Here is an 11,989-nt window from a genome sequence, read left to right as displayed (position 1 = left end):
GCCGTCCCCGGCCTCCCGGGTACGGCGGGGCGTTCCCATGCGTGTTGGGGTCCGCGCGAGGGCGGGGCGTCCCCATGCGCCGGGTCGGGCCCTCCCTGGGCGAGGGCGGGGCGCCCCATGCGCCGGGCGGCGGACCCTTCCCGTACGAGGGCGAAGGCCCCCGTGTCCCCCTTCGAGGCGATCAGGCCGGGTCGGCGGTGTCCTCGTCGGCGAGCAGCGTCTCCAGCTCCGCCAGCAGCGCCAGGACGCGCCCGGCCTGCGCCTCGTCGCGCACCGCGGCGCGTACGGCCGCATCCACCGGCAGGTTCGCGCGCCGGAGCACCGCCCGCACCGCCACATCGGTGACGTGCACCTGGGTGCGCCGCCCGTCGGCCGGATCCTGCGCGGTCTCCAGCAGCCCGCGCTCCCGCATCCGCGCAACCGACGCCGACACGTGGCTCTGCACGAACCCCGTACGCGCCTGGATCTCGCCGACCGCGCTGCCCGGATGGCGCAGCACGTCCTCGAACACCGCCTCCTCGCCCGGCGTCAGCGCGGGTCCCTTGGTCGGGCCGGCCGCCGACTTGGACAACTCGATCAGGTGCCGGCCCAGTCGCCGGAGTCGTGCCACGTTCATGGCTGACATCATATCGCTGGAGATGTATCGTTAGCGATATGAATGAGCTGACAGGTGTGCCGAACACGGCCGTGGGCGCGGCCTGGGGGCGGGCGCGGGAGAGCGCGCGGCCCGACCGGCTGTTCGACGACCCCTACGCGAGCGCCTTCGTGGCCGCCGCCGGATACACCGCCGCGTCGGGCGAGCTGTTCGCCGACCACCTGGCGTTCCGTACGAGGTTCTTCGACGGCTACCTGACCGGCTCGGGCTGCCGCCAGGTCGTGCTGCTGGCCGCCGGGCTCGACAGCCGGGCCTACCGGCTGGACTGGGCGCCAGGGGTGCGGGTGTTCGAGCTGGACCTGCCCGAGCTGCTGGCGTTCAAGGAGCGAGTGCTGGCGGACATGGGGGCGCGGCCGTCGTGCGAGCGCGTCGCCGTGCCCGTGGACCTGCGCGAGGACTGGCCGGGCGCGCTGCGCGCGGCCGGGTTCGAGGCGGGCGAGCCGGCCGCGTGGCTGGCCGAAGGGCTGCTGATCTACCTCGACGCCGGGGAGTCGGCCCGGCTGCTGACCGGCGTCGGCGAGCTTTCCGCGCGTGGGAGCAGGCTGGCGTTCGAGCACGACCCGGCCGCCGCGGCCGGGCTGATGGAGCGGGCGCGTACGATGCCGAGACTGCGGCGGGTCGCCGAGCTGTGGCGGGGCGGGCTCGGCGAGGACGCCGCCGCGTGGCTGGGGGAGTGCGGATGGCGCACGCGTACGTTCGAGCGCGCCGCGCTGGCGGCCGAGTACGGCAGGCCCTCGACCGGCAGGGGTGGCTTCCTCGTAGCAGAGCGTGATGCAGATCACGAAACAGACGGGGAATAGGGGGATATAAGAGCATCGTTAACAACGGCGTGAACGAGGCATACGCGAACGACCCGAGCGCCCACCGCGACGCTGTGTGTTGTCGCATGCGTATGGGGCGAATGCCGGCCCGCTAGAGCACACCGTCCGCCCGTTCTCCTCGAAGGTCATCATGATCACACCCGTTTTCGTGCTGCGCAGGCTCAGCCACCTGCCGTTCCCCCCGGGCACCCGCTGACGCCGCCCCGTTTCCACCGGTGATGTACGTGTCCTCGGCCCCGATGGCGGCCGCTCTCAGTCGTGGGGATTTTCCGTGATCCAGGCTTCCGGCCTGCGCAAGCAGTACGGTGACACCGTCGCGCTCGACGGTGTCGACCTGTGCGTGCGCGAAGGCGAGATCTACGGCGTGCTCGGCCAGAGCGGCGCCGGCAAGAGCACGCTCCTGCGCTGCGTCAACCTGCTCGAACGCCCCACCGCGGGCACCGTCACCGTCGCCGGGCAGGACCTGACCGCGCTGCGCAGCGGCGAGCTGAACCGTGCCAGGCAGCGCATCGGCATGATCCACCAGCACTTCGCGCTGCTCTCATCGCGCACGGTCGCGGGCAACGTCGCCTTCCCGCTCGAAGTGATGGGCGTGCCGCGGGCCGAGCGCGAGCGCCGGGTCGCCGAGCTGCTCGAACTGGTCGGGCTCGAAGGCCGCGGGACGGACCGGCCGCACCAGCTCTCCGGCGGGCAGAAGCAGCGGGTCGGCATCGCGCGGGCGCTGGCGGGCAACCCGTCCGTGCTGCTGTCCGACGAGGCCACCTCCGCGCTCGACCCGGCCACCACGCAGTCCATCCTGGCGCTGCTCAAGCGGCTCAACGCCGAGCTCGGCCTGACGATCCTGCTCATCACCCACGAGATGAACGTCGTCAAGAGCGTCTGCGACTCCGTCGCCATCATGGCCCAGGGGCGGATCGAGGAGTCCGGCACCATCGCCGACCTCATCAGGACGCCCGGGTCCCGGCTGACCAGGGAGATCTTCCCGCTGCCCGAGCCCGCGCCGGCCGGCTCCGTGACGGTGACGTTCACCGGCGACCCGCGGGAGCCGGTGGTGTCGGAGCTGGTGCGCAAGTTCGACGTGGACCTGAGCATTCTGGGCGGCTCGATCGAGGACCTGGCGGGCGGCTCGGCCGGGCGGCTGCGCGTGGCGCTCGACGGCGCCGACAGCGTCGCGGCCCTGGCGTACCTGCGCGAGGCGGGGCTGATCGTAGAGGTGGCCGGGGCAGACGGAGTGGCCGCGGCAGGCGGTGTGGCCGGAGCCCTCCGTTCGGCGGAGGCGGACCGTGTGGCCGGGGCGGGCCGTGGGGCGCGGGCCGGCGGAGTGACGGGGGAGAGCGCGTGACCTGGGAAGAGATGCTGCCGCTGCTCTGGCCGGCGACGCTGGAGACCGCGCAGATGGTCGGCTGGTCCGCGCTGTTCACCGCGCTGCTCGGGCTGCCGCTGGGCGTGGCGCTCGTGGTGTTCGACCGGGACGGGCTGCGGCCGGTTCCGGCGCTGAAGTCGGCGCTCGGGTTCGTGGTCAACATCGGGCGGTCGCTGCCGTTCATCGTGCTGATGATCGCGATCATCCCGTTCACCAGGCTCGTCGTCGGCACCACGATCGGGACCGCCGCGTTCGTGGTGCCGCTGACCGCCGGCGCGGTGCCGTTCTTCGCGCGGCTGGTCGAGACGGCGCTCAGGGAGGTCGGCGCCGACGTGGTGCAGGCCGCCCAGGCCATGGGGGCGAGCCGGACCACCATCGTGCGCAAGGTCCTGCTGCCCGAGGCGCTGCCCGGCCTGGTGGCGGGCCTGACCGTGACCGTCGTCGCGCTCATCGGCTACTCCGCGATGGCCGGCACGCTCGGCGGCGGCGGCCTGGGCGACCTGGCCGTCCGGTACGGCTACCAGCGCTTCGAGACGCTGCTGATGATCGTCACCGTCGTACTGCTCATCGTGATCGTGCAACTCCTGCAGAGCCTGGGCGACTGGGTCGCCCGGCGTCTTTCGCATAAATAAAAGGAAAAATCATGAAGATTCATCACATAGTAGGTGCGGTTGCGCTGGCTCTGTCGCTCGCCGCATGCGGAACGTCGCAGACCGCGAGCGGCGGGAGTAGCGAGAGCAGCGCGGGCACGAAGACCGCCGAGTCGGCCGACACCGTGCTGAAGATCGGCGCCAGCCCCGTGCCGCACGCCGAGATCCTCGACTTCGTCAAGCAGAACCTGGCGCCGGCCGCCGGGCTGAAGCTGGAGATCGTGGAGTTCACCGACTACGTCCAGCCGAACGTGCAGCTCGACGAGGGCCAGCTGAACGCGAACTTCTTCCAGCACAAGCCCTACCTCGACGACTTCAACGCCTCCAAGGGCACCAAGCTGACCTTCGTCGCGCCGGTCCACCTGGAGCCGCTCGGCCTGTACTCGAAGAAGATCACCTCGGCGACCGCGCTGGCCGACGGCGCGACCGTGGCCGTCCCCAACGACGCCACGAACCTGGGCCGCGCGCTCAAACTGCTCGCCGACAACGGCGTGGTCAAGCTCAAGGACGGCGCGGGCACCGCGGCGACCGAGCGCGACGTCGTGGACAACCCGAAGAACCTGCAGTTCAAGCCGCTGGAGGCGGCGCAGCTCCCGCGCTCGCTGGAGGACGTGGACGCCGCGGTCATCAACGGCAACTACGCCATCGAGGCCGGGCTCAAGCCCGCTTCGGAGGCGCTGGTGCTGGAGAAGACCGAGGGCAACCCGTACGTCAACGGCCTCGTCGTGCAGGCCGGCCACGAGAAGGACGCCAACATCGTCACTCTCGGCAAGCTCCTCCAGGACCAGAAGGTCAAGGACTTCATCCAGCAGAAGTACGCGGGCTCAGTCATTCCCGCCGAATGAGCTGATCGGGAAAACCTCCTTATCCAAGGTTTCACGACGTTCAGCGAGTTGTAAGCGGAGCGCAATCCGGCGGACGTACGACAGCGGCGTCAGCGAAAACCTCTCCCGAGGAGGACCCGGAATGCGATTCGTTGCACGCGTCATTCTCGGCGTCACCGCCGCCACAATGGTGGCGGTGGCCGCTCCGGTCGCCGCGAACGCGACGGCCACGTCCGCAACATCCGCCACCGACAGCTGGGGACCCTATTTCTCCAGCGATCACAAGGCCGCGGCCGAAGGTCACGTGACCGTCGTCAAGAAGCGGTTCAAGCACTGGTCCTGGAAGTGGGCCCTGGTCAAGAAGTGGGTGTGCAAGAAGGACCACAAGGGCGACCGGCGCTGCGAATGGGTCGTCAAGAAGGTCAAGAAGTGGAAATGGGAGTGGCGTACCGACGACTTCTACAACGTGCACAGCAGGCTCACCAACGACAAATGGTGGGGCAAGCGGAAATGCGCGTGGGAGACGTTCAAGGTCGTGAACAAGGACGGCTCCGCCTTCTTCAAGAGCTTCGTCAACTGCTCGAAGCACCCGAAGGACTTCTCGTTCTCCGGTAAGAACGCCGCCCACATCTACGTGGACGTGAGCAGGGGCGACCGCCACCGTCCGACCGGCTACCACTCCGGCTGGCAGGACGTGTACGCCGCCTGATCCGCGTGAAGCCGCGGCCTCGAAGGTGGGGCCGCGGCTTCGCCGTGCCGCGCGGGTCCTGGCGCGGCGGGCGATCAACCGAATACTGTTCTGTTCATGTATCCGGGAGCCATCGCAGCAGTCACCCCCGACAAGCCCGCTGTGATCATGGCGGGCTCCGGACGGGTCATCACCTACCGCGAGCTGGACGAGGAGTCGAACCGGCTGGCCCACCTGTTCCGCGCGGCCGGGCTGCGGCCGGGTGACCACATCGCCTTCATGCTCGCCAACCACCCCCTCTTCCTGGTCGTCGCCTGGGCCGCGCACCGCTCGGGCCTGTACTACACGCCGGTCAGCTCGCGCCTGCAGACCGACGAGCTGGCCTACATCGTGAACAACTGCGGCGCCCGCGCGTTCATCTCGAGCGCGGACCTGGCCGGCGTCGCCACCTCGATCACCGCCGCCACGCCGGACGTCGGTCTGCGGCTCATGCTGGACGGCGCCGCGGAGGGCTTCGAGTCGTACGAGGAGTCCGTGGCGGGACTGCCGGTCACCCCGATCGAGGACGAGTGCATGGGCACCGACATGCTCTACTCCTCGGGCACCACGGGACGGCCGAAAGGCGTCAAGCTGGCCGCGACGCACGGCCCGCTCACCGAGCCGGGACTGCTGTTCAAGCTCATCGAAGCGCTGTTCGCGCCCTCGGAGGACAGCGTCTACCTCTCGCCGGCGCCGCTCTACCACGCCGCGCCGCTGCGCTACAGCCTGACGTTCCAGCGGCTCGGCGCCACGGTGGTGGTGATGGAACGCTTCGACCCCGAGCGGTATCTGGAGCTGGTGGAGCGCTACAAGGTCACGCACTCGCAGCTCGTGCCGACGATGTTCATCAAGATGCTCAAGCTGCCGCCAGAAACCCGGACGAAGCACGATATTTCATCTCTTAAGTACGCGATCCATGCCGCCGCCCCCTGCCCCGTCCCCGTCAAGGAGCAGATGATCGCCTGGTGGGGCCCGATCATCCACGAGTACTACGCGGGCACCGAGGGCAACGGCTTCCTCTACGTCAACTCCCAGGACTGGCTCCAGCACAAGGGCACGGTCGGCCGCTCCCTGCTCGGCGTCGTGCACATCTGCGACGAGGACGGCAACGACCTGCCGCCGGGCGAGCACGGCACGATCTACTTCGAGAACGGCGGCCGCTTCGAGTACCACGGCGACCCCGGCAAGACCCGCTCGGCGCAGGACCCCCAGGGCAAGGGCTGGACCACCCTGGGCGACATCGGCTACCTGGACGACGAGGGTTTCCTGTACCTGACCGACCGCCGCTCGTACATGATCATCTCCGGCGGCGTGAACATCTACCCGCAGGAGGCCGAGAACGTCCTGTCGGTGCATCCGAAGGTGGCCGACGTGGCGGTGTTCGGGGTGCCGGACGAGGAGATGGGCGAGCAGGTCAAGGCCGTGGTCGAGCCGGTGTCCATGGCTGAGGCGGGCCCGGCGCTGGAGGCGGAGCTCATCGCGTACTGCCGCGAGCATCTGGCGCACTACAAATGCCCGAAGTCGGTGGACTTCCGCGAGGCGCTGCCCCGCCATCCCACCGGCAAGCTGTACAAACGCCTGCTCAGAGACGAATACTGGCCCAGCGCCTGACGCGACACCCGGCCGCTCGGGGCCCCATCCCGGTCCACCCGCCCCGAGCCCGGTCATCAGGCGTGCTCCAGCGGGCGGACCGGCGGCGCGCCCTCCTTCGCGGAGACCGAGTTCATCCGGCAGGACGGCCGCATAGACAGCAAGAGCGGGTACTCCCCAACCCGCTGATGATCTGCAAGGGCTGCAACCGCGGATTTCGCAAACGACTCAGCACGACGAGCCGGCCGCGACCTCGGCCGCACGTCTCGGGCGGGTTGCGGCAGCTCGCCGTACGGACACGGAGGTGATGGGGGACGACATCGCCTTCCGGCATGGCTGCGCCTCCTCAGCAAGCGGCAAGCTGCTCAAGCTTCGAGGCGCTTCTTGTGCGGTCCATCACCTGGATGTAAATAACTGGAAGATCTTTCGCGCGTCCCGCAGCGCCGCAAGTGCCCTTCCAGCAGCGGTGATAAGCCGCGCGTCACGCTTCTCATCAACCTCTGATCACCGGCTTAACGTGCTCTTACGCGCCACTTGGCACTCTTGAGTCATCGGGACTTGAGGAGATGACAGATGGACGCGAACGAGCCTCGCGAGCAGGGCACCGGCGGGTGGAGCCAGTTCGGTGCCACCCCGCCGGCCGCCGGGGGCTTCCCCCGGCGGGACACGATCATGATGGAGCAGCCACCTCCCCCGCCGCCCGCGCCACCGAAGCGGCCCGCCTTCTCCGCCGGGCGCACGGCCGTGGCCGGGCTCGCCCTCGCGGTCACCGCCATCGGCGGCGGCGTCGTGGGAGCCGCCATCACGAACTCCTTCCACAGCGAGCCCGTGGCCAGCAGCAGCACGCCGAGCCCGGTCTTCAAGCCGGCCTCCAGCCAGCTCACCGTCGCCGAGGTCGCCGCCAAGGTGCAGCCCACCGTGGTGATGATCCAGGGCCAGACGGGCGAGGGCTCCGGTGTCGTGCTGTCGGAGGACGGGCTGATCCTCACCAACAACCACGTGGTCGAGGGCGCCAGCCAGGGCGGCGGCCAGATGACGGTCAAGTTCAGCGACGGCAAGACGGCCAAGGCCAGCGTCGTCGGCACCGACCCCGCCACCGACCTGGCCGTCATCAGGGCGGAAGGCGTCTCGGGGCTGACCAAGGCCACGCTCGGCGACAGCGACCAGCTCAAGGTCGGTGACGGCGTGCTGGCCATCGGCAGCCCGCTCGGCCTCGACGGATCCGTCACCGCGGGCATCGTCAGCGCGCTGGACCGCACGCTGACCGTCGGCGGCGAGCAGCAGCAGCAGATCCCGCCGGGCTGGGGCCAGCAGCAGCAGAGCCAGGGGAGCGGCACCACCACGATCGGCGGCGCCATCCAGACCGACGCCTCGATCAACCCGGGCAACTCCGGCGGCGCGCTCGTGAACGCCGCGGGCGAGCTGATCGGCATCAACACCGCCATCGCCTCGGAGGCGGCCGGCGGCGGCGTCGGCTTCGCCATCCCGGTCAACACCGCCAAGCAGGTGTCCGAGCAGCTCATCAGCAGCGGCAAGGTCAGTCACGCCTTCCTCGGCGTGAGCGTCACGGACGCGACGGGCGACGTGCCGGGTGCCCTGGTCAGGGAGATTACGGCTGGAAGCCCGGCGGAGAAGGCGGGTCTGCAGCAAGGCGACCTCATTACCAAAATCGGCGACAAGGCGGTTGACGGGGGCGATACGGTTGTCGGGCAGGTCAGAGGTTTCAAACCGGGCCAACAGGTCAAGATCACATATATGAGGGACGGTAAGGCCGCTGAGGTCACCGTCACCCTCCAAGAGAAGAAATAACAGGACCCCCTCATGGACGGGTGTGCCGTTGAGATCGCTGCGGACTCGGCGGCACACCCCCCCATTCGCGGGCGCGTTCGTCAGGAGAAGCGCCGGCCCTCGTCGCGGCGGTAGGCCCAGGCCGCACCGGCCGCCGCCACCACGGTCCAGCCGGCCAGCGCGATCAGCGCGGTGACGTTCGGGTCATTGCCGGCGATGGCCCACCACAGCAGCTCCGCCGCACCCCGGGCCGGCGTGTACGGCGAGACGATCTCGATGAAGTCGGGCAGGACCTGAGGCGGCAGCAGCAGCCCGCCGAGGATCGCCAGCGGGAAGAACAGCAGCTGCGACACCGCGATGGCCGTCTTGGCCGTCAGCACGAAGCCGACGAACAGGCCGATCAGCATGAACGGGATCCCGCCCACGACCAGCACGCCCAGCCCGAGCAGCAGCCGGACCGGCGTGATCGTGGCCTCGGTGAAGAGCGCCGCGACCAGCAGCACGGGGATCACCGAGAGCAGCATGACGGCCATGGTGGACAGGATCCGCCCGGCGAAGCGGGGGAACGGCCCGGCGGGGAGCGTGCGCAGGTAGGGGTTCCATGGCTGCTCCCGGTCCATGGCGACCGCGATGCCGAGCCCGATCAGCGCCCCGGACATGGCTCCGAAGAACATCAGCGACCCCGTCGCCATGGTGGCGGCCTTGGGATCGTCGCCGGCGAAGGGCACCACGAACGCCAGCATCGAGATGGCCGGGAACAGCGAGCTGGCCAGCAGGCTGATGGGCACCCTGAGCTGCTCGATCATGAGGAACCTGGTGTGCGCGGCGATCAGGCTAGACATCGGCGGTCTCCTTCGAGGTGATGGCGAGGAAGGCCTCTTCCAGGGTGGTCGGCCTGATCTCGAGGCCGGAGAACGGCGCCCCGCTGCGCACCAGCTCGACGACGAGCCGGTCGGGGTCGGTGGTGACCAGGTTGATCCGGCCGTCCTCGCGCTCGGAGCCGAGCACCCCGGGCAGCTCGGGCACCACCTCCGCGGCGAACGACACGCGCCGGACCCCCACCATGTCGCGTACGGCCCGCATCGTGTCGTCGGCCAGCACGCGCCCCTGGCCCACCACGACCACCCGCTCGGCCAGGGCCTCGATCTCCTCCAGGTAGTGGCTGGTGAGCAGCACCGTGCCGCCCTCGTCGTGGAAGGCCCGGACGCCGTCCCACAGCGAGCGCCTGGCCTCGACGTCCAGCCCGGTCGTAGGCTCGTCCAGGAACACCATCCGGGGCTTGCCCGCGAACGCCAGCGCCACCGCCAGCCGCCGCTTCTGCCCGCCCGACAGGCCGCCGATCTGGCGCTTGACCAGGTCGGACAGGCCGAAGCGGTCCAGCAGCTCGCCCTTGTCGGTGTGCTCGGGGAAGTGCGCCGACACGAAGCCGACGATCTCGCCGACCCTCAGCGACTCGGGCAGCCCCGTCTCCTGCGGGGTGACGCCGATGCCGCGCCTGGTGACCGGGTTCTGGGGCGAGCCGCCGAGCAGCTCGACCGTCCCGGACGTCGGACGGCGCAGCCCCACGAACAGGTTGATCAGCGTGGACTTGCCCGCGCCGTTCGGGCCGAGCAGGCCGACCAGCTCGCCCGCCCTGATGTCGAGCGAGACGCGGTCGAGCGCCAGCACCTCGCCGTAGCGGCGGGTGACCTCGATCGCTCTGGCGAGGGCCGTCATGTGATTCCTCCAGCGTTGTCCAGCAGGGCGCGAATCGCCTTGGTGTAGTCCTCGAAAGCCAGGCGGCCGCGCTTGGTGAGCGCCACGAACGTCACCGGGGTGCGGCCCTTGTGGGTTTTGACGATCCGGATATATCCGGCTTCTTCGAGCTTGGTGAGGTGGACGGACAGGTTGCCGGCCGTCATGCCGAGCAGCTGCTTCAGCGAGGCGAACGCCATCTCGTCGCCCTCGGGGAGAACGTTGAGCGCGGCGACCACCCGCAGCCTGGCCTGGGCGTGGATCACCGGGTCGAGGTCGGGCAGGGCGTTGTCCGTCGTCATCGGCAGCGCCTCTGCCACAGCCCGATGGCGATGAAGCCGCAGCCCAGCAGCGCGGCGGTGAGCAGCGCGTGCCAGCCGGGGCCGAGCAGCACGCCCAGCGCGTCGACGCCGGCGACCCAGCCGCCGACGAAGAACATCGGCCAGTTCAGCCAGATCGCGCCGCCCGCCATGTACAGGATGGCCACCACCATCAGCGACGCGCCCGCCCACACCAGCCCGCTCTCGGCCGGCGGCAGCAGCGGGCCCAGCCGGGTGGCGATCACGGCCACCAGTAGCATCCCGGCGAACCACGCGTAGCCGTACATCGCGCCCCTGGCCGAGCTGTCACCGCGGACGGGCCTGCTCATCCGCACGATCCCGAACGAGGTCACCGCTCCCGCGACGAGCTGGGCGCCCATCAGCACGGCCAGCGCCTGCATCTGGGAGATCGGCGCGTACGGCCGGCCGTCGAGCCCGTAGTGCAGGAAGAACGCGGTGAAGCCGAGCAGCCACGCCACCCCCCAGGGCACGTAGAGCAGGGCCGGGTTGGGATAGACGAACCTCGCGGTGGCGACGCTCTGCTCCTCGATGACGCGGAGTATCTCCTCCGGGCTCGGCGCACGGTCGTGGTCTGCCATCGCAAACTCCTCAAATTCTCAAACTGGTTTGCATCTTAAACCTGATGGCGAGGCAAACACAATGCGAGACTTCGGGCAGGCGGCCTACCGGCGGGTCAGCACCTCGGACTCCCACAGGTCGCGGTAGTAGCCGGGCACGGCGACGAGCTCGTCGTGGGTGCCCCGCTGGACGACCCGGCCCTCGTCGAGCACGACGATCTCGTCGACCGTCTCCAGGCCCTTGAGCCGGTGCGTCACGAGCAGCGTGGTGCGATCCCTGGTGACGTCGAGCAGGTCGGTCATCAGCCGGTCGGCCGTCTCCTCGTCCAGCGCCTCGGCGGGCTCGTCGAGCAGCAGCACGGGCGGGTCGTACAGCAGCGCCCTGGCCAGGGCCAGCCGCTGCAGCTGGCCGCCGGACACGGTCTTGCCGTCCTCGCCCAGCTCGGCGTCCCATCCGGTCCGCTCGACCCAGCCGTCGAGCCGCGCATCGCGTACGGCCTGCCGCAGCGTCTCGTCGTCCGCCTCGGGGCCCGCGAGGCGCAGGTTGTCGCGCAGGCTGGCGCGGAAGATGTACGGGTCCTGGGTGAGACCCGTCATGAGCGTACGCACGTCGTCGGCGGCGAGGTCGCGCAGGTCCACGCCGTTGACCCGGATGCCGCCGGACTCCGGCTCGACCAGGCGCATGAGGGCGGACAGCAACGTGCTCTTCCCGGCCCCGCTCGGCCCGACGACCGCCACCCGCCGGCCCGGCCCGAGCCGCAGCGACACCCCGTCCAGCGCGGGCCGCCCGTCACCGCCCGCCACGACCGCCTCATGAGCACCGCCGCGCGCCGGGGCGGCCGCGGTGACGGTGCGGGGGACGTGGCGGACCACCAGGTCGTCGATCTCGACGGTCAGCGGGCCCGTGGGGACGGGCGCGGGGGTGGCCGGGTCCGTGGT

The 11,989-nt window shown here is 70.1% G+C and carries 13 protein-coding genes; 7 read left to right on the top strand and 6 right to left on the bottom strand.

The window, feature by feature from the left end; all coding sequences use genetic code 11:
- Positions 1 to 181 precede the first annotated feature (181 nt).
- A complete protein-coding gene (locus ETD85_RS53700; RefSeq protein ID WP_138697586.1) occupies positions 182 to 616 on the bottom strand; it encodes a MarR family winged helix-turn-helix transcriptional regulator in 435 nt (144 codons plus the stop codon).
- A gap of 38 nt (positions 617 to 654) precedes the next feature.
- On the opposite strand from ETD85_RS53700, the gene ETD85_RS53695 reads away from it, so the two are divergent.
- From ETD85_RS53695 to ETD85_RS53665, 7 genes are all read left to right on the top strand, one after another.
- The gene (locus ETD85_RS53695; protein ID WP_138697585.1) at positions 655 to 1,455 is read left to right on the top strand and encodes an SAM-dependent methyltransferase; all 801 of its coding nucleotides are present in this window, start codon (positions 655 to 657) and stop codon (positions 1,453 to 1,455) included.
- 292 nt (positions 1,456 to 1,747) lie between these two features.
- Entirely contained in the window at positions 1,748 to 2,818 is a 1,071-nt protein-coding gene (locus ETD85_RS53690) for a methionine ABC transporter ATP-binding protein (protein WP_138697584.1), read from the top strand.
- Positions 2,815 to 3,471, top strand: coding sequence for a methionine ABC transporter permease (locus tag ETD85_RS53685; protein WP_206059460.1), 657 nt, complete (start codon positions 2,815 to 2,817; stop codon positions 3,469 to 3,471). Before ETD85_RS53690 ends, ETD85_RS53685 begins: the two co-directional genes overlap by 4 nt.
- Positions 3,472 to 3,482: 11 nt before the next feature.
- Positions 3,483 to 4,334, top strand: a complete 852-nt coding sequence (locus ETD85_RS53680) for a MetQ/NlpA family ABC transporter substrate-binding protein (RefSeq protein ID WP_138697583.1) — start codon at positions 3,483 to 3,485, stop codon at positions 4,332 to 4,334.
- A gap of 121 nt (positions 4,335 to 4,455) precedes the next feature.
- Positions 4,456 to 5,022, top strand: a complete 567-nt coding sequence (locus ETD85_RS53675; RefSeq protein WP_138697582.1) for a hypothetical protein — start codon at positions 4,456 to 4,458, stop codon at positions 5,020 to 5,022.
- A 96-nt stretch (positions 5,023 to 5,118) separates the two neighbouring features.
- Positions 5,119 to 6,651: an AMP-binding protein gene (locus tag ETD85_RS53670; protein ID WP_138697581.1), complete on the top strand. Its 1,533-nt coding sequence runs from the start codon at positions 5,119 to 5,121 to the stop codon at positions 6,649 to 6,651.
- 552 nt (positions 6,652 to 7,203) lie between these two features.
- Positions 7,204 to 8,439 carry a S1C family serine protease gene (locus tag ETD85_RS53665; protein ID WP_138697580.1) on the top strand — a complete coding sequence of 412 codons (1,236 nt, stop codon included), beginning with the start codon at positions 7,204 to 7,206 and terminating at the stop codon, positions 8,437 to 8,439.
- A gap of 80 nt (positions 8,440 to 8,519) precedes the next feature.
- Here the strand turns inward: ETD85_RS53665 and ETD85_RS53660 are convergent, their stop codons facing one another.
- The 5 genes from ETD85_RS53660 to ETD85_RS53640 form a co-directional block, all read right to left on the bottom strand.
- A complete protein-coding gene (locus ETD85_RS53660; protein ID WP_138697579.1) occupies positions 8,520 to 9,260 on the bottom strand; it encodes an ABC transporter permease in 741 nt (246 codons plus the stop codon).
- Positions 9,253 to 10,134 (bottom strand): ABC transporter ATP-binding protein, encoded by an 882-nt coding sequence (locus ETD85_RS53655; RefSeq protein WP_138697578.1) that lies wholly within the window; start codon positions 10,132 to 10,134, stop codon positions 9,253 to 9,255. The genes ETD85_RS53660 and ETD85_RS53655 overlap by 8 nt, the downstream gene beginning before the upstream one ends.
- A complete protein-coding gene (locus tag ETD85_RS53650; protein ID WP_138697577.1) occupies positions 10,131 to 10,454 on the bottom strand; it encodes a winged helix-turn-helix domain-containing protein in 324 nt (107 codons plus the stop codon). The genes ETD85_RS53655 and ETD85_RS53650 overlap by 4 nt, the downstream gene beginning before the upstream one ends.
- Positions 10,451 to 11,071 carry a hypothetical protein gene (locus ETD85_RS53645; protein WP_138697576.1) on the bottom strand — a complete coding sequence of 207 codons (621 nt, stop codon included), beginning with the start codon at positions 11,069 to 11,071 and terminating at the stop codon, positions 10,451 to 10,453. The genes ETD85_RS53650 and ETD85_RS53645 overlap by 4 nt, the downstream gene beginning before the upstream one ends.
- An 84-nt stretch (positions 11,072 to 11,155) precedes the next feature.
- On the bottom strand, positions 11,156 to 11,989 hold an 834-nt coding region (locus ETD85_RS53640), incomplete at its 5' end, for an amino acid ABC transporter ATP-binding/permease protein (protein ID WP_138697575.1).

Origin of the sequence: Nonomuraea zeae (assembly GCF_005889725.1) — a bacterium.
Lineage (GTDB): Bacteria > Actinomycetota > Actinomycetes > Streptosporangiales > Streptosporangiaceae > Nonomuraea > Nonomuraea zeae.
Note: the sequence above shows the minus strand (reverse complement) of the source record. Positions and strands in the feature narration are given on the sequence as shown.